Here is a 20,706-nt window from a genome sequence, read left to right on the forward strand (position 1 = left end):
TCAGACCGCCATCCCGAAGTTGCGGGTGAACCGCACGTCACCCTCGACCATGTCGCGCATGTCGCTGACCCCGTTGCGGAACATCAGCGTGCGCTCGACCCCGATGCCGAACGCGAAGCCCGAGTACCGCTCGGGGTCGATGCCGCAGGCGGTGAGCACCCGCGGGTTCACCAGGCCGCAGCCACCCCACTCGACCCAGCGCGGGCCGTCGCGGTGCTGGGCGAACCAGACGTCGAACTCCGCCGACGGCTCGGTGAACGGGAAGTAGTTCGGCCGCCAGCGGGTCCGCGCGTCCGGCCCGAACATCGACTTGGCGAAGTGGTCCAGCGTGCCCTTGAGGTGGGCCAGGGTGATGCCCTCGTCCACGACCAGGCCCTCGATCTGGTGGAACACCGGGCTGTGCGTGGCGTCCAGCTCGTCCGTGCGGTACGCCCGCCCGGGGCTCACCACATAGATCGGCGGCTTGCGGCTCAGCATGGTCCGCACCTGGCCGGGCGACGTGTGGGTGCGCATGACCAGGCCGGGCAGGTCCACGTAGAACGTGTCCATGAGCCCGCGCGCGGGGTGGTCCGGGCCGATGTTGAGCGCGTCGAAGTTCGCCCATTCGAGCTCCAGCTCGGGCCCGTCGACGACCGAGTAGCCCATGCCGACGAACAGGTCGCCCATGTGCTCCATCAGCGTGGTCAGCGGGTGCCGGGCGCCCCGCGGGGCCCGGTCCCACGGCAGGGAGACGTCGACGCGCTCCTCCACCAGGACCCGGGCGGCCCGCTCGAGCTCCAGCTCGGCCAGCCGGGCGTCGAACGCGCCCTGGATCGACTGCCGGGCGATGTTGACACGCTTGCCGGCCTCCGACTTGGCGTGCGGCGGCAGTGAGCCGATCTCGCGCCGGGCCAGCGACACCGGCGAGCGGTCACCGAGATGCGCGGGCTTCAGCGCGCCGAGCGCGTCGAGGTCGCCCGCGCCGGCGAACGCCTTCTCCGCGTCGGCGACGGCGGCCTCGAGAGCCTCGGGGGCGAGCAGGACGGCCTGCTTCGGATCGTACGGATCGTTGCGGTAGGACATGGTCGGGCGAACTCCCTCACACCGGATGAGCCATCGGGCAGTGTACGGAGGCGCGGCTGAGCCGCAGCCCGCCGGTCAGGGGAAGTCGCGCAGGAGTGTCAGACCCGGCGCCCGCGACCAGCGGGCTGGGTAAACATCATCGGGTGCACTCGGCGCATGGGACCCAGCATACCGCCAGGGACAACCGGGTATCGCCCACTGCTCACAGCCAGCCGTTGTCCCGGGCCACGGCGGCGGCCTCGGTGCGGCTGCCGACGCGCAGCTTGGCCAGGATCGCGGTCTGGTGGTTGCGGACCGTCCCGGGCGACAGGTGCAGGCGGCGGGCGATCAGCGACACCGGCACGTCGGGCTCGGCGCAGCGCAACACGTCGAGCTCGCGCGGGGTCAGCGGGCACTCCGGCATGCTGAGGGCGTCCGCCGCGAGGCCGGGGTCCACGTACCGGCCACCGCCGTGCACGCGCCGGATCACGTCGGCGAGCGTGCCGCCCTTGCAACCCTTGGGCAGGAAGCCCTTCGCGCCGGCGGCCAGGGCCCGGTGCAGCTGGGCGGGCCGGGCGTGCCCGGTGAGGATGACCACCGCGCAGGACGGCAGGACGCGAGCCAGCTCGGCGGTGACCTCGATACCGTCCAGCGGCATCCGGAGGTCCACCACCGCCACGTCAGGGCGGTGCCGCAGCGCGGACTCCACCGCCTCGTGGCCGTCCGCGGCCTGGGCCACCACGTCCAGATCGGCTTCCAGGCCCAGCAGCGCGGCCAGGGCGACGCGGATCAACTCCTCGTCGTCGGCGAGCAGCAGCCGGATCATGGCGCCGAGCGTACGACGGCCTCGACCGTGAACCGGCCGTCCGCCGCCCGGGTCCGCAGCACGCCGCCGGACTCCGCCAGCCGTTCCGCCAGGCCGTGCAGGCCCTGGCTGTGCCGGTCGGGCCCGGCGTCGCCCGCGCCGTCGTTGACGACGGTCATCATGAATTCCGGTCCGACCCGGACGAGGTCGATCGTGCACCACGCCGCCCGGCTGTGCCGCAGCACGTTCGTGGAGGCCTCGCGCAGCACGGCGGCGAGCGGCCCGGCGATCGGCGCGGGCAGCTCACCGGCGGGCGCCTGCACCGTGCAGCGCACCCCGGAAGACTGCAGGACCTGCTCGATGGCGGTCAGCTGCTCGCGCAGGTCGACCTGGCGGTGGCCGTGCACGACCTCCCGCAACTCGGTCAGCGCGGACATGGCGAGCCCGCGCACCTCCGCGGCCTCCCGGGCCGCTCGCGGCGGATCCACCGGGGCGAGACGCTCGGCGAGCTCCGCCTTGAGCGCGATCACCGACAGGTGGTGACCCAGCGAATCGTGCATGTCCCGGGCGAACCGCAGCCGTTCTTCGCCGGCGGCCAGCCGGGACTGCGCCGCCCGGCCCTGCTCCGCCTGCACCAGCAGCTCCCAGAACCAGAGCTGCAAGGCGTTGATCGCCGCGATGCCGGCGCCGACGCCGACCGTGATGATCAGGGCATCCCGGGCCGAGCCCGGCGTGGTCAGCACCGCGACCGCCGCGGTGACCGCGCTGAGCGCCGCCGCCGTCCACTTGCCCGTGATCACCGGCAGTACCCCGATGATGCAGGCGCCGAGCCAGGCCCAGCTCGGCCAGGTGCCACCGGCGGGACCGACCAACGGCACGGACGCGACGGACGCTGCGGCGAAGCCGAGCAAGGCGGCGCGGCGGGACCGGGCGCTGAGCCATGGCGTCACCAGGGCGTGCAGGACGAACCCCTGGGCGACCGAGAACAGCAGGATGCCGGCCGCGCCGAGGACGATCCGGACCGTGCCGGGCTCGCGCCAGAGCCCGATCGACGGCAGGAACAACGCCATCGAGCCGTTGGCCGCCAGCACGACCAGGGTGACGACCCGGGCCCGGCGCATCTGTCTGTGCATGCGCTGATGCTAGGCGCGGGACCCGCACGGGCGACCCGTGAAAAGTTCACGGTTGACGGGTGCGGCGGCGAGGGTGCCGGTTGCGCGCGGCGAGGCCGACGCTTCCCGCATGACAGTTTCGTTGGCACACACCCGCACTCGCACCTGGCCCTTCGTCCGGCACCTGCTGGAGATGCTCGCCGCGATGGTCGTCGGCATGGTGGCCCTGGCCCCGTTCTGGACCCCGTCGAGGGTGGACCTGTCGGCGCTGTGGATGGCCACCACGATGTCCGTCGCGATGGCGGTCTGGATGGGATACCGGGGCCACTCCCGCGCCGCGATCGCCGAGATGACCGCGGCGATGTACGCACCCTTCCTGCTCCTGCTCGTCCCCTGGTGGGCCGGCCTGCTCCCGGACGAGGCGGTGCTGCACGGCGGGCACGTGCTGATGCTGCCCGCCATGGTCCTGGCCATGCTGCACCGCGCCGGGGAGTACACGGGCGGGCACGTCCACGAGCCGCGGACCGGTCTGCTGGCCCGCTGGCCCACCGCACTGGCCCTGCTCGTCACAGTGGACATGATCGTCGAGCCGGCCGCGGTCGCGCCGTGGAAGCTGCTGGTCCTGACGTTCGCCTATCTGACCATCGGAGCGGTGCGGCGCACCCTGCGCCCGCGGGCCGTCCTGATCCGGCAACTGGCGGTGATGGCGGCGTACCTCGGGCTGATCCTGGCCGCGGTCCTCGCCGGGCCGGTGCTGAGCGTCCACCTGGTCGGACTGGGGTGGCTGGCCCACGCCGGCTGGGACTACTGGCACTTCCGCCGGAACGAGGTCGTCCCCCGGGCCTTCGCCGAGTGGTGCGGCGTCGTGGACGCGGTCATCGGGGTCTCGGTCCTGGTCTACGCGGTCACGCTGTGACCGCCGGGCGGCCGGCGGTGGGCGCGGGCCGAGGCGTAGAGGCAGACCGCCGCGGCCGCCGCCAGATTCAGGCTCTCCGCGCCGCCGTAGATCGGGATCCGGACGCGCTTGTCGGCCGCCTTCACCAGGTCCTCGGGCAGACCGTGGGCCTCCGAACCGAACAGCCAGGCAGTCGGTCCGGCCAGCGAGCCGTCGTCCAGCAGGGTGTCCAGGTCGTCGTCGCCGTAGCCGGTCGTGGCCAGCACCTGCAGGCCGAAGTCGCGCAGGTCGTCGATCACCCGCAGCGGGGCGCGGACCACGTCGACGTGGAAGAGGCTGCCCGCGGACGCCCGGACGCACTTGCCGTTGTAGGGGTCGACCGCGTCACCGGCGAAGATCACCGTGGTGGCGCCGGCCGCGTCGGCGGTGCGCAGGATCGTGCCCGCGTTGCCGGGATCGCGGATCTCGGCGGCGACGGCCACCAGGCGCGGACCCTTGGCCAGGGCCTCGGTCAGCGGCACGTCGAGCTGGTCGCAGACGGCCACCAGGCCCTGCGGCTGGACGGTCTCGGCCAGCGCCGCGAGACCGTCGTCGGTCACCGGGGACACGACCGGCGCCTGGGCGGCCAGGTCGGCGTGCCGGGTCAGCGCCGCCTCCGTACCGAAGAGCTCCAGGACGACCCCCGCGGCCAGCGCGGAACGCACCGCCTGCGGACCTTCCGCGAGGAAGCGGCCGGTCTGGTCGCGGTCGCGGCGGCGCTGCAGGCGCCGGGCCGCGACGACCCTGGGGGTACGGGGGGTGAAGGTCACGTGTCCTCCTGGAGGGAACAGCATCGGGGCGCCTCCCGGTCACCCGGAAGACGCCCCGAAAAAGTGCTGACGATCAGGCAGCCTGAGCGGCGGCGCCGCCGGTGCCCTCGGCCGCCACCGCGGCCCGCGCGATCTCGACGATCGCCGCGAACGAGGCGGCGTCGTTGACGGCCATGTCGGCCAGGATCTTGCGGTCCACCTCGACGCCGGCCAGCTTGAGGCCCTGGATCAGGCGGTTGTAGGTCAGGCCGTTGGCCCGCGCGCCCGCATTGATGCGCGTGATCCACAGCTGGCGGAAGTCGCCCTTGCGGTCACGGCGGTCGCGGTACGCGTACTGCATCGAGTGCAGCACCTGCTCCTTGGCCTTGCGGTACAGCCTCGAGCGCTGTCCGCGGTAGCCACTGGCAGTCTCCAGCAGCGTACGGCGCTTCTTCTGGGCGTTCACTGCCCGCTTGACGCGTGCCATTTCTGTACTCCTAACAGGGGAACGTGTGTGGCGCGCGCGTCAGCGGCCCAGCATCTTCTTGACTCGCGGGGTGTCGGCCTTGGAGACCACGACCGTACCGGTCATCCGGCGGGTGACGTGCGAGGACTTGCCCTCGAGCAGGTGGCGCTTGCCGGCCAGCTCACGCACGATCTTGCCCTTACCGGTGATCTTCACCCGCTTGCCCATGCCGGTGTGGCTCTTCATCTTCGGCACTCGGAACGCCTCTTTCTGATTACTCTGCGGTTACGGCGCTGGTGTCGGCAGCAGCCTCGGCCGGCGGTGCCTCGGCCTCTTCACCCTCACGCGGCTCGCGGGGCGGGCGCGCGTTGGCGGCGATGACGGCAGCGGCAGCGGCCTTGGTCGCCCGATGCGGAGCCAGGACCATGATCATGTTGCGGCCGTCCTGCTTCGGACTGGATTCGACGAAGCCCAGCTCCGAGATCTCTTCGCTGAGCCGGCGCAGGAGCCGGAAACCCAGCTCCGGGCGACTCTGCTCGCGACCACGGAACATGATCGTCACTTTGACCTTGTCGCCCGCCTTGAGGAACCGGACCACGTGACCCTTCTTGGTCTCGTAGTCGTGCGGGTCGATCTTCGGCCGAAGCTTCATTTCCTTGATGACGGTCTGTTGCTGGTTGCGCCGGGCTTCGCGCGCCTTGAGTGCACTCTCGTACTTGAACTTGCCGAAGTCCATGAGCTTGCACACCGGCGGGCGCGCCATCGGCGCTACCTCGACCAGGTCCAGATCGACGTCCGCGGCCAGCTGCAGGGCGCGCTCCAGCGGGACGATGCCCACCTGCTCACCCTCGGGGCCGACCAGCCGGACTTCCCTCGACCGGATCTGCTCGTTAATGCGTGGTTCGACGCTGATGGGGCCTCCTCAGAACGATCTAGTGGATGTCCTCCCCGGCACCGGTTCTCCGGCTGTGGGGAAGCACTGCCAATGTCGGTCGGCCCTCTCACGCCCACTTCAGCAGGGCGCCGAGGAAAGCAGAAGGCCCCGGCACGAATGCCAGGGCCCGCTCGACCGGTCATCGGCGTCCATGAGGACGCACACCGACACCGGGAAATCCCGGAGCGGTTGACCGGACCCAGCCACCTCGAGGGCGACAGGGTGGGAACCAGCGGGCTCCTCTTTCGCGCTCCTCATGACGAGGAGCGTGGTCGACTACCGGGCGAGTCTACCAGCTCAGGAGGTCGCCGCCGAATGGAGGGCGCGAAGTGCACGAACGCCCTCCACGGCGTACTCCTTGTCGGCCGCCTGCAGCGCGTGGACCGACACGGTCTCGTCGTCGTGCAGCTCGAGCGTCGCCCAGGGTGAGTTGCGGTCGAAGCGCACCGCCCGCACCGCCGTCCAGGGCAGGTCGTAGCCGCCGATCACGTTGCGCACCTTGATGCCGTCGGCGCCGGCCACCGCCCGCGGGCGGGTGAACGCCAGGATGCCCAGCCCGACCAGGACACCCAGGCCGATCATCGCAGCCTGGTCGCCGCGCTGGTAGGTGCCCAGGTTGTTGCCGGTCGAGCCGTGCAGGCCGAAGCTCAGCACGGTGAAGAGGATCACCACGGCAGCCGCCGAGAAGCCGGCCACCCAGCGGATGCGCCGCGGCCGGAAGACGACCGGCGCCTGGATCGAAGTCACGTTCCCCACTGTAGATGTCACAGCCGGCAGTTGGAGATGTCGGTCACCAGGATCGCGCGGGCGCCGAGCTCATACAGCTCGTCCATGATCCGGTGCACGTCGTTGCGGCGGACCATGGCCTGCACCGCGACCCAGCCCTCGCGGTGCAGCGGCGACACGGTCGGCGACTCGATGCCCGGCGTCAGTGCGGTCGCGTTCTCCAGCAGGTCGGCCCGGACGTCGTACGCCAGCATCACGAAGCTGCGGGCGACCAGCACGCCCTGCAGCCGCCGGATGAGCTGGGCCGCGGGGCCGGAGTCACCGGCCGGCTCGCGGCCGATCAGGATCGCGGAGCTGCGCAGCAGCGGCTCGCCCACGGTGACCAGGCCGGCCTGGCGCAATGTCGTGCCGGTCTCGACCACGTCGGCGATCAGGTCGGCGACGCCCAGCCGCACCGCGTTCTCCACCGCGCCGTCGAGGCGGACCACCTCGGCCTTGAGCTCGTGCTCGTCGAGGTAGCGCTGGACGACCCCGGGGTACGCCGTGGCGATGCGCCGGCCGCCGATCTCGTCGGCCGAACCCAGCGCGCCGGCCGGGGCGGCCCAGCGGAAGGTGGCCCCGCCGAAGCTCAGGTCGAGCACCTCGGTCGCGGGCACGCCGGAGTCGACCAGCAGGTCCCGGCCGGTGATACCGAGATCGAGATCACCCGAGCCCACGTACGTGGCGATGTCGCGGGGACGCAGGTAGAAGAACTCGACATTGTTGGCCTCGTCACGGCAGACGAGGTCCTTGGGGTCGGTGCGCTGGCGGTAGCCGGCGTCGCGCAGCATCTGGGCGGCCGGGGTGGACAGGGTGCCTTTGTTGGGAATGGCGATGCGCAGCATCGACGTGCTCCTTCGATCGGTCTCGATTGAGGCGGAGAACGCTCGGCCTCCGGGAAACAACCCGATTCAAAACCGATCAGAGATGTCGGTACACGTCCTTGAGCTCGAGCCCGGTGGCGATCATCAGGACTTGTGCCTGGTAGAGCAGCTGGGAGATCTCCTCCGCGGCCCGCTCCGGCCCCTCGTGCTCGGCGGCCATCCAGGACTCGGCCGCCTCTTCGACGACCTTCTTCCCGATGAAGTGCACGCCCTTGTCCAGCGCCACGACGGTGGACGAACCGGGGGTCCGCTGTGCCGCCTTCGCCTGCAACTCGGCGAACAACTCTTCGAACGTCTTCACGGGAGACGATTGTGGCAGCTCAACAACCGATGGCGGCGGACGACCCCATCGGTTGGGACGTGGCCTAGGCTCGCGGTCATGGTCAGCAGAAACACCTTCGCCGCGCTGAGCAGCGCGGCCGTACTCCTCGCCGCCCTCGCGGGCTGCGCGCCCGCCGACGAGGCGAGCCCCTCGGCCGGCGCGTCGGCCTCCGCCTCCGGCTCCGGTCCCGCCTGCGCCCCCGGCGGGCTCGCCACGCGGACCGCCGGCAAGCTCACCATCGGCACCGACAACCCGGCGTACGAGCCGTGGTTCAACGACAACAAGCCGGCCAACGGCAAGGGCTTCGAGTCCGCGGTCGCGTACCAGGTCGCCGAGCGCCTCGGGTATCCCGCGTCGAACGTGGTCTGGACGACCGTGACGTTCAACAACGCCATCGCGCCGGGCCCGAAGACCTTCGACTTCGACATCAACCAGTTCTCCATCACGCCCGAGCGGCGCAAGGCCGTCGACTTCTCCTCGCCGTACTACCTGGTCCGGCAGACGGTCATCACCACCAAGGGCTCGAAGATCGCCGGGGCCAGGACGATCGCCGAGCTCAAGGCGGCCAAGCTCGGTGCGCAGGTCGGCACCACCAGCTACCAGGCGATCAACGAGCTGATCAAGCCGGCCGCCCAGGCGCAGGTCTACAACAACAACGACGACGCCAAGGCGGCCCTGGAGAACGGCCAGGTCGACGGCATCGTGGTGGACCTGCCGACCGCGTTCTACATGACCGCGGCCGAGCTGGACAACGGCGTGATCGTCGGCCAGCTGCCGCAGGTCGGCGTACCGGAGCAGTTCGGTCTGGTGCTCGACCTCGGCTCGCCGTTGACCACCTGCGTGTCCCAGGCCGTCGACCAGCTGCGCCAGGACGGCACCCTCGCGGTGCTCGAGAAGCAGTGGCTGGCGAGCACGGGCGGGGCCCCCGAACTCTCGTGAGCACCGAGCTCCACCAGCCCTCCGAGATCCAGCGCGGACGGATCGCCTACCGGCGACGGCAGACGATCCGGTCCGTGCTGCTCGCGGCGCTCTCCACTGCGGTCGTCGGCGTGCTGCTCATGGTCGCGGTCACCGGTGCGCCCGGCTGGGACCGCGTCAAACAGTCGTTCTTCAGCCCCGAGGTGGCGTGGCGCTGGCTGCCGCAGATCCTCGAGGGCCTCTGGCTCAACGTCCGGCTGCTGGTCGTCTGCGCGGGGCTGGCGCTCGCCCTGGGGCTGCTCATCGCCACCCTGCGCACGCTGCGGGGGCCGGTCTTCTTTCCGGTACGGGCGCTGGCCACCGGCTACACATACACGTTCCGCGGCCTGCCCCTGATCATCGTCATCTACCTGATGGCCTTCGGCGTCCCCGGCCTGCGGCTGCAGGGCACCCCGGGCGTGCTGGTGCTGGGCGGGGCCGCGCTGGTGATCACGTACGGCGCGTACCTGGCCGAGGTGTTCCGGGCCGGCATCGAGTCGGTGCATCCCAGCCAGCTCGCCGCGGCCCGGTCGCTGGGGCTGACGTACCGGCAGACGATGCGGCACGTGGTGCTGCCGCAGGCGATCCGCCGGGTGGCGCCACCGCTGCTCAACGACACCGTGGCGCTGCAGAAGGACGTCGGGCTGGTCTCGCTGGCCGGCCCGATCGACGCCGTACGCGCGGCGCAGATCGGGGTCGCGCAGGACGCCAACTACACGCCGTACATCGTCGCGGGGGTGCTCTTCGTGCTGCTCGCGCTGCCGCTCATCGGCGTCACCGACTGGGTCACGCTGCGCGCGGCCCGCCGCCAGTCCGCGGGAGCCTGACCATGCTGCTGTCCTGCGAGCACGTCCGGAAGACCTTCGGGTCCGCGGTGGTGCTCGACGACCTGTCGCTGGAGGTGGACGAGCACCAGGTGGTGGCCCTGATCGGCGCCTCCGGCTCGGGCAAGTCCACCCTGCTGCGCTGCGTCAACCTGCTCACCGACATCGACGACGGCACCATCCGCCTCGACGGCGAGGACATCACCGATCCGCGGGTCAACCCGGACGAGGTGCGCCAGCGGATCGGCATGGTGTTCCAGTCGTACAACCTGTTCCCGCACATGACGGTGCTGCGCAACATCACGCTGGCCCCCGTACGCGTGCACAAGCGGTCCGCCGCCGAGACCCGGGAGCAGGCCCTGCAGTGGCTGGACCGGGTCGGGCTGGCCGACAAGGCCGACAGCTACCCCGACCGGCTCTCCGGCGGCCAGCAGCAGCGGGTCGCGATCGTCCGCGCCCTGGTCAACAGCCCTCGGCTGCTGCTGCTCGACGAGGTCACCTCCGCCCTGGACCCGGAACTGGTGGGCGAGGTACTGACCATGATCCGCGGCCTCAAGGACGAGGGCATGACCATGGTGCTGGCCACCCACGAGATGGGCTTCGCCCGGCAGGTGGCCGACCGGGTGGTCTTCCTGGACGGCGGCCGGGTGCTCGAGGCCGGGCCGCCGGAGCAGGTGCTGGGCGACCCCACCGAGGCCCGGACCCGGCAGTTCCTGGCCCGGATCATCGAGGCCGGCCGGCTCTGACCCGCCACCAGGCCAGCGCGGGCCACCGGGTCAACGCCGACCACCGAACCAACGTCGACCACCGGGTCAGCGCAGGCCAACGGGCCGGCGCCGGCCAACGGATCAGCGACGGCTGAGGATCTCGGCGCCGGGCTCGCGGGCCGGGCGCAGCGCCCCGGCGGCCACGGCGACGAGCAGGGCCAGCAGCACGGGGATGGACAGCGCCATCGGCAGGCCGAAGACCTCCGCCGCGCCGCCGATCAGCACCGGCCCCGCGAAGAAGCCGAGCCAGCCGATGCTCGCCACCCGGGCGATGGCCTGGGCGGGCCGCTGCGGGTTGCGGTGGCCCGCGGCCGAGAAGACCTGCGGGGCGACGCAGGACAGGCCGGCGCCCAGGCAGCCGAAGCCGATCACGCCCGCCACGGGCTGCCCGATCAGCAGCGCCGTGCCGAGCCCGGCCGCCGCGAGCAGGCCGCAGCCGCGAACCAGCCGGACGGCGCCGAACCGGGCGGCCAGCCGGTCTCCGGTCAGCCGGCCGGCCGTCATGGCGATGAAGAACGCCGCGAACGCCGCGGCCGCGAAGCCCTCGGTGCTCTCCAGGCTGTCGCGCAGATACACCGTGCTCCAGTCGGCTGCCGCGCCCTCACCGACGAGGGCGCACAGGGCCAGCGTGCCCAGCATGAGCACCCCGGAGAGCGGGACCTGCCGCGCTCCGGCCTCCCCGGCCCCGCCGGCCGGGGCGTCGCCGGGGTCGGTCAGGGCCGCGGACCATCCGCGCGACCACCAGGCGAGGGCCGCCCCGAGCACCGCCACGACGGCGAAGGTGCCCAGGGGACGCAGGCCGGCGGCCGCGGTCGCGCCGCCGAGCACCGCCCCGAGGAACCCGCCGATGCTGTAGACGGCGTGGAACGACGACATGATCGGCCGCTCGGCGGCCCGCTCGATCTCCACTGCGCGGGCGTTCATCGCGATGTTCAGCACGCCGTGGACCACGCCGAAGACGAACAGCGCCGCCGTCAGCGTCACCAGCGAGGGGGCGGCGGCGACCGGCAGCAGGAAACAGCCGTCGACCAGGGCCGCGGGGATCATGATGCGCCGGCTGCCGTACCGGTCGACCAGCCGCCCGGAGAGCTGCATGCCGGTCACGGCGCCGAGGGCCAGCCCGACCAGGGCGATGCTGAGCCGCCCGTCGCTGAGGCCCAGCTGCTGCTTCACCGCCGGGATGCGCGCCGTCCAGGTGCCGATCAGCGCGCCGTAGAGCAGGAAGAGCAAAGCGGTGGCGATCCGGCTCCTGCGCAAGGTCTCGGACACGGCTCCAAGCTAGACGATCGAGCAGTCGCCGCGCGGCCCCGAGGTGATCAGGAATGCCGGGCGACGTGACCCGCGATGTCGCGGGCCAGCTCGGCCGGATGCTCGCCGTTGACGGCGTGCGAGGCGCCCGGATAGGTGACCACGGTGCCGTTGCGGAGCGTCCGGCCGGCCAGCTCGGCGGCCGCAGCGGCGTCATGCATGGGTGAGGCCCCGGCCATGATCACCAGCGTCGGAGTGTCGACCGCCGCGATCTTCTCCGCCGGGATGCGCCCCGGCGCCGAGAGCTTGAGCCGGTACGTCCGCATACCGGCCTCGATCATGTCGGCGACCGGCTCGTCCTCCACCGGAGCGCCCCCGGCCAGCCAACTGTTGAAGCTGTCCCGCATGCCCTTCGGCAGCCAGCTCACCGAGGCCGGGATCGAGCGCACCACGGCCTCGGCGGACAGGCCGGCGAAGACCAGGACCGGCTCGATCAGCGTGAGCGAGGCGACCTTGTCCGGCGCGTGCACGACCAGGTTCATCGCCGTCCAGCCGCCGATCGAGTAGCCGACCAGGTGCACCCGCTGCTCCGGGAGCTGGGCGAGCGTCTCGCGCAGCCACGCGGCGTGGTCCCGTTCGGTGGTGATCGGTCTGTCCTGCACGCTCAGGCCGGGCTCTCCGAGCAGGTCGACGGTGTAGACCGAGCGCACCTCGAGCAGGCCGGGGAGGTTGTCGGCCCACATCGGGCCGGCCGCGGCACGACCGGGCACCAGCACCAGCGGAGGCTGGTCGTCCTCGGCGCCGGCGAACCGGTAGAGCCGTACGATGCCGTAGCTGGTGCGCACGTCCAGCGTCCGCTCCGGTGTCGGCAGCCCGGCCATCGCCGCGCGGTAGGCGGCCAGGAAATCGTCCTTGTCCGCGGCCGAGGAGAAGTGCCCGACCGGCGCCTTGTCGCTCATCGCCCACGGGATCAGACCCAGGAGCGCGAGAACGACCACCGTGACGGCCAGGACGCGGCGTTTTGTCATGACCGGCTCCCCCGGTACGCGCGGTGGCACGACTCCAGGTACTCGGCGGTGGTCTCGTGCAGAGCACGATCGGCCGGTGGCCAGTGCTCGTTGTTCTCCGTGACGCTGCGGTAGGCCTCGCTCAGCCCGGCGTCGGGCTCGTCGCCCAGAGCAAACCGCAGATAGGTGTCCCAGTGCTCACCCACCAGCAGGCCGGACGGGTCGGTGGGCGGCACCGAGACACTCGACAGCAGCAACGCCTCGATGGACACGGCCTTCCACCGGAAGTAGACCTCGATGTGCCAGGCCGTGTCCCGCTCGGCGAGCGCGGCCGGCGCGGCTTCGCCGTCGGTGACGGACGCGTACCGCAGCAGCGTGTCCTCGACGTTCATCAGCGCGGTCAGCGCGGCGCTGGGCACGGCGATGTCCGGATGCCGGCGCAGCACCCAGGTGACCGACTCCAGCACGGTGCGCTGGACGCGCAGAGCCAGCTCCTGCTGCTCGCACCAGGCGATCTGGGCGGCGTAGAGCTCGTGCGGCTCGTGCTCGGTCCCGGCGTCCAGCACCCGGCGGATCTCCGCCAGGGAAACCCCGGCCGCCGTCAGCATCCGGATCCGTTGCAGCCGCGCGAGGTCCGCCCGGGTGTAGCAGCGCCGGCCGGCCTGGTCCCGCCCGACCGGCAGCAGCCCGATCCGGTCGTAGAACTGCAGCGCTCGCACGCTGACTCCGCTGGCGGCAGCCGCCGCACCCACTCCGAGGCCGTCCATGGCCCCAACGAGAACACGTGACGTTACGTCATGCGCAAGCCCGCCGGGTCAGCCCTTGCTCAGCTCCCGGATGGCCAGGACCGCGTCCAGCACCGCGACCGTGGACTGCCAGCCCTTGTCCTCGATCGAGTCCTCCAGGCCGGCCCGGTCCTTGGCCTGGCCCAGGCTCTCCACGGTGAGCACGCCGTGCGCCACCGGGGTCTGCTCGTCCAGCGCCACCCGGGTCAGCCCGGCCGTCACCGCGTCGTTGACGTAGTTGAAGTGCGCGGTCTCGCCGCGGATGACCACGCCCAGCGCGACCACCGCGTCGCAGCGCTTGGCCAGGGCCTGGGCCACGACCGGCAGCTCGACCGAGCCGGCCACCCGGGCCACGACCACGTCCTGCACGCCGCACGCCTGGGCCGCCGCCTGAGCCCGCGCGACCATGTGGTCGACCAGGTCGGCGTGCCAGCGCGAGCCGACGATGCCGAGCTTGAGTCCGGCGGCGTCGACGGTGTTGAGGTGCGGATCCCCGAAACCGGCCATGTGTTGCCCCCTCTTTGCAGTAGTTAACTCCGGCCGGCGTACCGGCGCCGGTGAATCAGCCCAGTGCCTCGAAGAGGTGGCCCATCCGGTCCCGCTTGGTCCGCAGGTAGCGCACGTTCTCCGGGTGCGGGCGCACCGGCAGCTCCGCGCGGCCGGTGATGGTCAGGCCGTAGCCCTCCAGCCCGGCCCGCTTGGCCGGGTTGTTGGTGAGCAGCCGCATCGAGCGCACGCCCAGGTCGTAGAGGATCTGCGCGCCGGTGCCGTAGTCGCGGGCGTCGGCGGGCAGGCCCAGCTCGAGGTTCGCGTCGACGGTGTCCAGGCCGCGGTCCTGCAACTGGTACGCCTGCAGCTTGTGCAGCAGCCCGATGCCGCGTCCCTCGTGGCCCCGCATGTAGAGCACGACCCCGCGCCCGGCCTCGGCCACCCGGTCCAGGGCGGCGTCGAGCTGGGGCCCGCAGTCGCAGCGCACCGAGCCGAAGACGTCGCCGGTCAGGCACTCGGAATGCACCCGGACCAGCACGTCCTCGCCGTCGCCGAGGTCACCGAAGACCAGCGCGACGTGCTCGGCGCCGGCCACGTCGGTGCGGTAGCCCACGGCGGTGAAGTCGCCGTGCTCGGTCGGCAGCCGGGTCTCGACGACCCGCTCGACCAGGGTCTCGTGCCGGCGGCGGTACGCGATGAGATCCGCGATGCTGATCAGCGCCAGGTCGTGCTCGGCCGCGAACCTCTCCAGGTCGGGCATCCGCATCATGGTGCCGTCGTCGTTGATCATCTCGCAGAGCACGCCGGCGGGGCGCAGCCCGGCCAGCACGGACAGGTCGATCGCGGCCTCGGTGTGGCCCGGCCGGCGCAGCACGCCACCGGCCTTGGCCCGCAGCGGCACGACGTGTCCCGGCCGGGACAGGTCGGTGGGCTGGGTCTGCGCGGAGCCGAGCAGCCGGATGGTGTGCGCGCGGTCGGCGGCCGAGATGCCGGTGCTGATGCCCTCCCGGGCGTCGACGGTCACCGCGTACGCGGTCCCGCGCCGGTCCTGGTTGGTGTGGTACATCGGCGGCAGGTCGAGCCGGTCGGCCTCCTCCTCGGGCAGCGGCACGCAGATGTAGCCCGAGGTGTAGCGGACCATGAACGCGACCAGCTCCGGCGTGGCGTGCTCGGCGGCGAAGATCAGATCGCCCTCGTTCTCGCGGTCCTCGTCGTCGACCACGATCACCGCGCGCCCGGCCGCGATGTCCTTGATCGCCCGTTCGATGTCGGTGCTCATGACAACCGCTCCCCCAGCATCTTCTCGACGTACTTGGCGATGATGTCGACCTCGAGGTTGACCGGGTCGCCGACGGACTTGGCGCCCAGCACGGTGAGCTTGAGCGTGGTCGGGATCAGGCCGACGTCGAAGGTGTCCGCGGTGACCGCCATGACGGTCAGCGACACCCCGTCCACGGTGATCGAGCCCTTCTCCACCACGTACCGCGAGAGCTCGCTCGGCAGCGAGAAGCGCAGCACCTCCCACTCGTCGGCAGGCTCGCGAGCCACCACCCGGCCGACGCCGTCGACGTGGCCCTGCACCAGATGCCCGCCGAGGCGGGAGCCGACCGTGGCGGCGCGTTCCAGGTTGACCTGGCTGCCCGCGGTCAGCACGCCGAGCGAGGAGCGGCGCAGGCTCTCGCCCATGACGTCGGCGGTGAAGACGCCGTCGACGTTGTCGATGACGGTCAGGCAGACGCCGTTGACCGAGATCGAGTCGCCGTGCCGAGCGTCGGACGTGACGACGGGACCGCGCACGGCGATCACCGCCGAGTCGCCTCCCGCGTCGGTGAGGTAGACGACCTCACCCAGTTCTTCGACGATTCCGGTGAACATCAGGCCTCCTTGGCTCGGAGCGATGCGGTGAAGCGCAGGTCGGGTCCGACCCGCGCGATGTCGATCAGGTCCAGCTCGATGGCCTCGGCGATGGTGGTGACGCCCGCGCCGACCAGGGACGGCTGGCCGGCGCCGAGCATCTTCGGCGCGATGTAGCCGACCACCTTGTCGACCAGCCCGGCCGCCAGGAAACCGCCGGCCAGGGTGGGGCCGCCCTCCAGCAGCACGGCGCGCACGCCGCGGGCGTACAGCTCGGTGAGCAGGGCGGCGAGGTCGACCCGGCCGTCGGGGCCGGTGCCGACCTCGGCCGCCGTCGCGATCCAGGTGGGTGCGGCCTGGTCCCGGATCCGGGCGGTGGCCGGGGTACGCCCGGACGAGTCCACCACGACCCGCCAGGGCTGCTTGATGGCCAGGCTGCCGTCGCGCAGGTCGCGCACGGTGAGCTGGGGATCGTCGGCGATGATGGTGCCGACCCCGGCGACGATCGCGTCGACCGCGCTGCGCAGCTTGTGCACGTCGCTGCGGGCCGGCGCCGAGGTGATCCACTGACTGGTGCCGTCCGCGGCGGCCGAACGCCCGTCCAGGGTCGCGGCGTACTTCCAGGTCACGTACGGCCGGCCGCGGCGTACGGCGGTCAGCCAGGCGACGTTGCCCTCCTCGGCCGGCGCCCGGCCCACCCCGGTCTCGACCCGGACCCCGGCGTCGCGCAGGGTCGCCGCCCCGCCGGCCGCCACGGGCGTGGGGTCGTCGACGGCGATGACCACCCGGACGATGCCGGCGTTGATCAGGGCCTGGGCGCAGGGGCCGGTGCGGCCGGTGTGGTTGCAGGGCTCGAGGGTGACGACAGCCGTTCCGCCGCGGGCGCGCTCACCGGCCTGGGCCAGCGCGACGATCTCGGCGTGCGGTCCGCCGGCGTACGCGTGGAAGCCCTCGCCGACGACCTCGCCCTCCGCGCTGAGCAGCACGCAGCCGACCACCGGGTTGGGGCTGGTCGTGCCGAGGCCGCGGGCGGCGAGCGCGATCGCGCGGCCCATCGCCTCGTCGTCGGTGACCATCTGCGTTTCCCTCTCCATGCGCGGTGCGGTCACGCGCTGGAAAGAGAGGGAGCAGACAAGCAGAAACAGGACATGAGGGGACGCTTCGCGCCACCCCAGGTGTGAGCACGCCGCGACGAGCCCTCATCCTGCTCCCGCGCGCTGTCTCCCATCCGGACTGTCTGAGCAGTCGGCCCGAGGGCCGTCCGCTCAACCGTCGGCTCTGGAGTCTCACCAGATCCACCGTCCGTCTTGGTATCGACGTCCGGGTCGCGGGCTCAGCCCTGCCGGAGCAGGGCATCACCGCCGGTTCGGAATTTCACCGAGTCCCGCCAGCGCGTGGTGGGTCACCCATGAGTCTTGCACGCGAATCGCGGGTTGCCACCTGGTGGGCGATCCACGTCACAGACCCACGCCCGACGAGGGGTCCTCCGGGTCCTCCGAGTCGGCGCGGCGGCGGTCGATCGCCACGAAGGAGCCCGGCTGGCTCTTGGCGACCTTCTTCATCTCGGAGGCCACGGCGACCACCACCCGGGCGTCCTCGAAGCGGCGGCCCTCCGCGGTGGCCTGCGCGACGCCGATCGAGAGCGTCACCAGCGCGGCGCGCTGCTTGTTGCCGCGCCGGTCGGGCACCTCGATGTAGCCCCGCTGCGCGTCCTCGGGGTCGTAGAGCCCGTCGGCGACGGTCTCGAAGTCGGTCACCGTGCGCTTGGTCAGCGGCAGGACCTGCTCCGGCGTGCAGATGAAGACGAAGTCGTCGCCGCCGATGTGGCCCAGGAAGACCGGCGGGCGCCCGGTGGCGGCCACCGCCCGGTGCAGGCTGCCGGCCAGGGCGGTGATGAACTCGTCGCCGCGGTCGAAGCCGTACACGTCGTTGACGCTCTTGAACCGGTCGATGTCGATGTAGCCGACCGCGAAGTCCTTGCCGGTCTTCATCCGGTCCACGATCTCGCGGCGCACCCGCGCGTTGCCGGGCAGGCCGGTCAGCGGGGAGACCTCGCGGAACTCCTTGTTGCGCCGCAGCGTCGAGGAGACCCGGGCGATCAGCTCGGCGGTGTCGAACGGCTTGACCAGGTAGTCGTCGACGCCGGCGGTGAGGCCGACCACCTTGTCGACGGTCATCCCCTTGGCGGTGAGCATGATCACCGGCAGCGCCGAGGTGAGCGGCTCGGCGCGCAGCCGGCGGGTCAGCTCGACGCCGTTCATGTTCGGCATCATCCAGTCGACCACGGCCAGGTCGGGGCGGCGGCTCTCCATCACCTCGAGGGCCTGCTGGCCGTCGCGGGCCCGCATCACCTCGAAGCCGTGCACCTTGAGGTTGAACGCGACGAAGCTGGCGATGTCCTCGTCGTCGTCGACCACGAGGATCAGGTCGGGCCGCTCCTCCGGCTCGGCGGCGCTGGCATCGACCTTGTGCCGGACGACCCCGGTGCTCATGCGTGCACCGTCGCACGCTCGGCCAGGGCGCGCAGCTTGCGGCAGGCCTCGGCGGGGTCGTCGGCGCCGTACACCGCGGTGCCCGCGACGAACGCGTCGGCACCGGCCTCGGCGGCCTGCTCGATGGTGTCGGCGGCGATGCCACCGTCGACCTCGAGGCGTACCTCCAGGTTCTTGGCCCGGATCCGGCGGCGCACGTCACGCACCTTCTCCAGCATCTCGGGCATGAACTTCTGCCCGCCGAACCCGGCCTTGATCGTCATGATCAGCACCGTGTCCACATAGGGAAGCAGCTCGAGATACGGCTCGACCGGGGTGTCCCGGTCGATGGCCAGGCCGGCCTTGGCGCCGGCCGCGCGCAGCGTCCCGGCCAGGGCCACCGGGTTCTCGCAGGCCTCGGCGTGGAAGGTCACGTTGTACGCGCCGGCCTCGGCGTACCCGGGCGCCCAGCGCTCCGGATCGGTGATCATCAGATGCACGTCGAACGGGATGACGGTCGCCTTGCGCAGACTCTGCACGACCGGCAGGCCGATGGTCAGATTCGGGACGAAATGGTTGTCCATGACGTCCACGTGCACCCAGTCCGCGGCGCCCTCGATGTCGTGCACCGCGGTGGCGAGGTGGGCGAAGTCCGCGGCCAGGATGCTGGGGGCGATGATCGGCGATGGATCCACCGGTGAAGTGTATGGCCTGATTGCCGTCACCCGGGATACTCCTGGAGACTGCCTTCAGTCCGGTCCCGGAGGGTTTTATGCGACGCACGGCGGTGCTGCTGGCGGTGCTGCTCACCGCCGGTTGCTCCGGCGCGCCGCCGGACGGCACCGACGGCGACCTGACCGACGACTGGCGCCTGCCCGCCTCCCCGGCGCCCTTCCGCCCCGCCACCGGCCAGTGCCACGAGACGCTGGCGGCGACCGCGGCCCTGGACGACTACCGGCCGGTGGACTGCGCCGAGCTGCACGTCTCGGAGACCTTCCATGTGGGCACCGCGGCGGACGCCGACGTGGTCCCGGCCGCCGGCAGTGCGGGAGCCCGCGCGGCGTTCCAGGAGTGCTCGGAGCGGGCGGCCGGCTTCCTGGGCGGACCGTGGCGCACCGCCCGGGTGGCCGTGCAGGTGGTGTGGCCGACGAAGGCCGGCTGGTCGGGCGGCGCGCGCTGGTTCCGCTGCGACGTCACGACCGCCGACCTCGACGGGCAGAGCCGGACCAGCCGCACCGGCAGCCTGGCCGGGGAGCTGGCCGGCGCGTCGGCGCTCGAGCTGGGCTGCTTCAACCCGACGGTGGACGGCGAGACGGTCACCACGATGCGGCCGGTGGCCTGCGACAAGCCGCACCGGGCGGAGTTCGCCGGGCTGTGGCAGGCACCGGAGATCACCTACGCGGCGCTGGAGTCCGGCACCGAGCGCAGCGCGGCCGGCTGCCGCAGCGTGATCGCCAGGTTCGCGAAGCTGCCCGACGACTCGGACATGCAGTACCGCACCGGCTGGATCTCCTACAACCCGACCCGCACCGAATGGCTGTCCGGCGAGCGCCGGGTGCGCTGCTTCGTGTACTTCGCCAAGCGAACCTTCACTCGCTCCCTGAAGGGCGCCGGCTCCTCAATGCTGCCCGTCGACTGAGAGCTAGGCCCGCTGCATGAAGTGGGCCTGGAACGACGCGCTGTCGTTGGTCCGCGGGAACGGCTCCGGCGGCACGGCCACGCCCAGGAAGTCGCAGAGCGGCTGCCAGCCCTGCGCCACCTCGAACTCGAGCAACCGCTCCGCCGGGACCTCCCGGCGCACAGCCTCGTTGTGCTCCGTGAACACCCGCACGGCGTGCTCGCGGTCGGCGAACCGGCCGCCGAAGGTGCGCGCCCAGACCACCTCGCGGGCCATCTCCAGCCCGGCCGGCGTGACCCCGTCCGCGCCGGCCGGAGTGTGCATGGCGGCCTGGAAGATCGTCCGGTGCGCGCTGTCGTACCAGCGTTGCGGGTCCCGGACGGTCAGGAGGACCTTCGCGTCCGGGTGCCGGTCGGTCAGCTCCCGCCAGAAGTACGCCCCCGGCCAGTCCACCGTGGAGCGGTGGCCCGTCAGGGCCCTGTCCAGGCTGCCCAGGTCGCCGTCGGCCGCCCGGTGGATCAGGGAAGCCCGTTCCGGATCCTCCAGCAACGGCAGCATGTGCATGCAGGGCCCGAACCCCAGCCGCTCGAGCGCGACCTTCAGGCTGAGAGTGCCCGTCCGACCGAATCCCACGCCGATGACATCCATGAACTTCTCTATACCTGGCCTTGTCG

General features: G+C 71.8%; 25 protein-coding genes and 1 riboswitch. Of the genes, 5 read left to right on the forward strand and 20 right to left on the reverse strand.

Translation table 11 applies throughout. The features are described from left to right. The 3 genes from pheS to Aau02nite_RS33515 all read right to left on the reverse strand — a co-directional run bounded on the left by pheS (position 1) and on the right by Aau02nite_RS33515 (position 2,979). Entirely contained in the window at positions 1–1,062 is a 1,062-nt protein-coding gene (gene pheS / locus Aau02nite_RS33505) for a phenylalanine--tRNA ligase subunit alpha (protein WP_212992619.1), read from the reverse strand. Positions 1,063–1,264: 202 nt separating this feature from the next. Next, positions 1,265–1,867: a response regulator transcription factor gene (locus Aau02nite_RS33510; protein ID WP_212992620.1), complete on the reverse strand. Its 603-nt coding sequence runs from the start codon at positions 1,865–1,867 to the stop codon at positions 1,265–1,267. Beyond that, positions 1,864–2,979, reverse strand: a complete 1,116-nt coding sequence (locus Aau02nite_RS33515; RefSeq protein WP_212992621.1) for a sensor histidine kinase — start codon at positions 2,977–2,979, stop codon at positions 1,864–1,866. The genes Aau02nite_RS33510 and Aau02nite_RS33515 overlap by 4 nt, the downstream gene beginning before the upstream one ends. A 109-nt stretch (positions 2,980–3,088) precedes the next feature. On the opposite strand from Aau02nite_RS33515, the gene Aau02nite_RS33520 reads away from it, so the two are divergent. Next, positions 3,089–3,874, forward strand: a complete 786-nt coding sequence (locus Aau02nite_RS33520; protein ID WP_212992622.1) for a DUF2339 domain-containing protein — start codon at positions 3,089–3,091, stop codon at positions 3,872–3,874. Here Aau02nite_RS33520 and Aau02nite_RS33525 read toward each other — a convergent pair. The 7 genes from Aau02nite_RS33525 to Aau02nite_RS33555 form a co-directional block, all read right to left on the reverse strand. Next, positions 3,856–4,662, reverse strand: a complete 807-nt coding sequence (locus Aau02nite_RS33525; protein WP_246595627.1) for a TrmH family RNA methyltransferase — start codon at positions 4,660–4,662, stop codon at positions 3,856–3,858. The genes Aau02nite_RS33520 and Aau02nite_RS33525 overlap by 19 nt on opposite strands. Before the next feature lie 73 nt (positions 4,663–4,735). Continuing rightward, on the reverse strand, positions 4,736–5,128 hold the full coding sequence (rplT, locus tag Aau02nite_RS33530; RefSeq protein ID WP_184991627.1) for a 50S ribosomal protein L20: 393 nt from the start codon (positions 5,126–5,128) through the stop codon (positions 4,736–4,738). A gap of 39 nt (positions 5,129–5,167) precedes the next feature. After that, positions 5,168–5,362, reverse strand: coding sequence for a 50S ribosomal protein L35 (gene rpmI / locus Aau02nite_RS33535; protein ID WP_212992624.1), 195 nt, complete (start codon positions 5,360–5,362; stop codon positions 5,168–5,170). Between the two features lie 19 nt (positions 5,363–5,381). Continuing rightward, the gene (gene infC / locus Aau02nite_RS33540; RefSeq protein ID WP_212992719.1) at positions 5,382–6,002 is read right to left on the reverse strand and encodes a translation initiation factor IF-3; all 621 of its coding nucleotides are present in this window, start codon (positions 6,000–6,002) and stop codon (positions 5,382–5,384) included. A gap of 336 nt (positions 6,003–6,338) precedes the next feature. Beyond that, positions 6,339–6,788 carry a PH domain-containing protein gene (locus Aau02nite_RS33545; protein WP_246595628.1) on the reverse strand — a complete coding sequence of 150 codons (450 nt, stop codon included), beginning with the start codon at positions 6,786–6,788 and terminating at the stop codon, positions 6,339–6,341. A gap of 17 nt (positions 6,789–6,805) precedes the next feature. Next, positions 6,806–7,651 carry an ATP phosphoribosyltransferase gene (gene hisG, locus Aau02nite_RS33550; protein ID WP_212992625.1) on the reverse strand — a complete coding sequence of 282 codons (846 nt, stop codon included), beginning with the start codon at positions 7,649–7,651 and terminating at the stop codon, positions 6,806–6,808. 76 nt (positions 7,652–7,727) lie between these two features. Beyond that, a complete protein-coding gene (locus Aau02nite_RS33555; RefSeq protein WP_203766914.1) occupies positions 7,728–7,991 on the reverse strand; it encodes a phosphoribosyl-ATP diphosphatase in 264 nt (87 codons plus the stop codon). A gap of 78 nt (positions 7,992–8,069) precedes the next feature. Here Aau02nite_RS33555 and Aau02nite_RS33560 point away from each other — a divergent pair, with 78 nt between their 5' ends. Genes Aau02nite_RS33560 through Aau02nite_RS33570 form a run of 3 tightly spaced genes read left to right on the forward strand, consistent with a single transcriptional unit; the run spans position 8,070 to position 10,539 of the window. Then, positions 8,070–8,951: an ABC transporter substrate-binding protein gene (locus tag Aau02nite_RS33560; RefSeq protein ID WP_212992626.1), complete on the forward strand. Its 882-nt coding sequence runs from the start codon at positions 8,070–8,072 to the stop codon at positions 8,949–8,951. Next, a complete protein-coding gene (locus Aau02nite_RS33565) occupies positions 8,948–9,796 on the forward strand; it encodes an amino acid ABC transporter permease (protein ID WP_212992627.1) in 849 nt (282 codons plus the stop codon). The genes Aau02nite_RS33560 and Aau02nite_RS33565 overlap by 4 nt, the downstream gene beginning before the upstream one ends. Positions 9,797–9,798: 2 nt before the next feature. Further along, entirely contained in the window at positions 9,799–10,539 is a 741-nt protein-coding gene (locus Aau02nite_RS33570) for an amino acid ABC transporter ATP-binding protein (protein ID WP_307857970.1), read from the forward strand. Positions 10,540–10,641: 102 nt separating this feature from the next. Here Aau02nite_RS33570 and Aau02nite_RS33575 read toward each other — a convergent pair whose 3' ends face one another. From Aau02nite_RS33575 to rpe, 9 genes are all read right to left on the reverse strand, one after another. Further along, positions 10,642–11,829: an MFS transporter gene (locus Aau02nite_RS33575; RefSeq protein ID WP_212992628.1), complete on the reverse strand. Its 1,188-nt coding sequence runs from the start codon at positions 11,827–11,829 to the stop codon at positions 10,642–10,644. 47 nt (positions 11,830–11,876) lie between these two features. Next, positions 11,877–12,836 carry an alpha/beta fold hydrolase gene (locus tag Aau02nite_RS33580; protein WP_212992629.1) on the reverse strand — a complete coding sequence of 320 codons (960 nt, stop codon included), beginning with the start codon at positions 12,834–12,836 and terminating at the stop codon, positions 11,877–11,879. Further along, the gene (locus Aau02nite_RS33585; RefSeq protein WP_212992630.1) at positions 12,833–13,582 is read right to left on the reverse strand and encodes a helix-turn-helix domain-containing protein; all 750 of its coding nucleotides are present in this window, start codon (positions 13,580–13,582) and stop codon (positions 12,833–12,835) included. Before Aau02nite_RS33585 ends, Aau02nite_RS33580 begins: the two co-directional genes overlap by 4 nt. Before the next feature lie 48 nt (positions 13,583–13,630). After that, positions 13,631–14,107 carry a 6,7-dimethyl-8-ribityllumazine synthase gene (gene ribH / locus Aau02nite_RS33590; protein ID WP_212992631.1) on the reverse strand — a complete coding sequence of 159 codons (477 nt, stop codon included), beginning with the start codon at positions 14,105–14,107 and terminating at the stop codon, positions 13,631–13,633. Positions 14,108–14,162: 55 nt separating this feature from the next. After that, a complete protein-coding gene (locus tag Aau02nite_RS33595; protein WP_212992632.1) occupies positions 14,163–15,368 on the reverse strand; it encodes a bifunctional 3,4-dihydroxy-2-butanone-4-phosphate synthase/GTP cyclohydrolase II in 1,206 nt (401 codons plus the stop codon). Continuing rightward, the gene (locus Aau02nite_RS33600) at positions 15,365–15,964 is read right to left on the reverse strand and encodes a riboflavin synthase (RefSeq protein ID WP_212992633.1); all 600 of its coding nucleotides are present in this window, start codon (positions 15,962–15,964) and stop codon (positions 15,365–15,367) included. Before Aau02nite_RS33600 ends, Aau02nite_RS33595 begins: the two co-directional genes overlap by 4 nt. Next, positions 15,964–17,019, reverse strand: a complete 1,056-nt coding sequence (gene ribD / locus Aau02nite_RS33605) for a bifunctional diaminohydroxyphosphoribosylaminopyrimidine deaminase/5-amino-6-(5-phosphoribosylamino)uracil reductase RibD (RefSeq protein ID WP_212992634.1) — start codon at positions 17,017–17,019, stop codon at positions 15,964–15,966. Before ribD ends, Aau02nite_RS33600 begins: the two co-directional genes overlap by 1 nt. A 136-nt stretch (positions 17,020–17,155) precedes the next feature. After that, a riboswitch (FMN riboswitch) is annotated at positions 17,156–17,339 on the reverse strand. Positions 17,340–17,400: 61 nt separating this feature from the next. Further along, positions 17,401–18,435: a GGDEF domain-containing response regulator gene (locus tag Aau02nite_RS33610; protein ID WP_212992635.1), complete on the reverse strand. Its 1,035-nt coding sequence runs from the start codon at positions 18,433–18,435 to the stop codon at positions 17,401–17,403. After that, positions 18,432–19,109: a ribulose-phosphate 3-epimerase gene (gene rpe / locus Aau02nite_RS33615; RefSeq protein WP_212992636.1), complete on the reverse strand. Its 678-nt coding sequence runs from the start codon at positions 19,107–19,109 to the stop codon at positions 18,432–18,434. The genes Aau02nite_RS33610 and rpe overlap by 4 nt, the downstream gene beginning before the upstream one ends. A gap of 77 nt (positions 19,110–19,186) precedes the next feature. On the opposite strand from rpe, the gene Aau02nite_RS33620 reads away from it, so the two are divergent. After that, positions 19,187–20,053, forward strand: coding sequence for a septum formation family protein (locus tag Aau02nite_RS33620; protein WP_212992637.1), 867 nt, complete (start codon positions 19,187–19,189; stop codon positions 20,051–20,053). A 3-nt stretch (positions 20,054–20,056) separates the two neighbouring features. On the opposite strand, the gene Aau02nite_RS33625 is transcribed toward Aau02nite_RS33620, so the two are convergent. After that, a complete protein-coding gene (locus tag Aau02nite_RS33625) occupies positions 20,057–20,680 on the reverse strand; it encodes a sulfotransferase family protein (RefSeq protein ID WP_212992638.1) in 624 nt (207 codons plus the stop codon). Positions 20,681–20,706 lie beyond the last annotated feature (26 nt).

Origin of the sequence: Actinoplanes auranticolor (assembly GCF_018332655.1) — a bacterium.
GTDB lineage: Bacteria > Actinomycetota > Actinomycetes > Mycobacteriales > Micromonosporaceae > Actinoplanes > Actinoplanes auranticolor.

Bases quoted from the DNA above. Each gene is read 5' to 3' on its own strand.
- Aau02nite_RS33625 (WP_212992638.1), bottom strand. From the start codon at position 20,680: ATGGATGTCATCGGCGTGGGATTCGGTCGGACGGGCACTCTCAGCCTG.
- Aau02nite_RS33515 (WP_212992621.1), bottom strand. From the start codon at position 2,979: ATGCACAGACAGATGCGCCGGGCCCGGGTCGTCACCCTGGTCGTGCTG.
- pheS (WP_212992619.1), bottom strand. From the start codon at position 1,062: ATGTCCTACCGCAACGATCCGTACGATCCGAAGCAGGCCGTCCTGCTC.
- Aau02nite_RS33595 (WP_212992632.1), bottom strand. From the start codon at position 15,368: ATGAGCACCGACATCGAACGGGCGATCAAGGACATCGCGGCCGGGCGC.
- Aau02nite_RS33600 (WP_212992633.1), bottom strand. From the start codon at position 15,964: ATGTTCACCGGAATCGTCGAAGAACTGGGTGAGGTCGTCTACCTCACC.
- Aau02nite_RS33510 (WP_212992620.1), bottom strand. From the start codon at position 1,867: ATGATCCGGCTGCTGCTCGCCGACGACGAGGAGTTGATCCGCGTCGCC.
- Aau02nite_RS33570 (WP_307857970.1), top strand. From the start codon at position 9,799: ATGCTGCTGTCCTGCGAGCACGTCCGGAAGACCTTCGGGTCCGCGGTG.
- Aau02nite_RS33520 (WP_212992622.1), top strand. From the start codon at position 3,089: ATGACAGTTTCGTTGGCACACACCCGCACTCGCACCTGGCCCTTCGTC.
- rplT (WP_184991627.1), bottom strand. From the start codon at position 5,128: ATGGCACGCGTCAAGCGGGCAGTGAACGCCCAGAAGAAGCGCCGTACG.
- Aau02nite_RS33580 (WP_212992629.1), bottom strand. From the start codon at position 12,836: ATGACAAAACGCCGCGTCCTGGCCGTCACGGTGGTCGTTCTCGCGCTC.
- Aau02nite_RS33585 (WP_212992630.1), bottom strand. From the start codon at position 13,582: ATGGACGGCCTCGGAGTGGGTGCGGCGGCTGCCGCCAGCGGAGTCAGC.
- Aau02nite_RS33560 (WP_212992626.1), top strand. From the start codon at position 8,070: ATGGTCAGCAGAAACACCTTCGCCGCGCTGAGCAGCGCGGCCGTACTC.
- ribD (WP_212992634.1), bottom strand. From the start codon at position 17,019: ATGGTCACCGACGACGAGGCGATGGGCCGCGCGATCGCGCTCGCCGCC.
- Aau02nite_RS33610 (WP_212992635.1), bottom strand. From the start codon at position 18,435: ATGAGCACCGGGGTCGTCCGGCACAAGGTCGATGCCAGCGCCGCCGAG.
- hisG (WP_212992625.1), bottom strand. From the start codon at position 7,651: ATGCTGCGCATCGCCATTCCCAACAAAGGCACCCTGTCCACCCCGGCC.
- Aau02nite_RS33620 (WP_212992637.1), top strand. From the start codon at position 19,187: ATGCGACGCACGGCGGTGCTGCTGGCGGTGCTGCTCACCGCCGGTTGC.
- ribH (WP_212992631.1), bottom strand. From the start codon at position 14,107: ATGGCCGGTTTCGGGGATCCGCACCTCAACACCGTCGACGCCGCCGGA.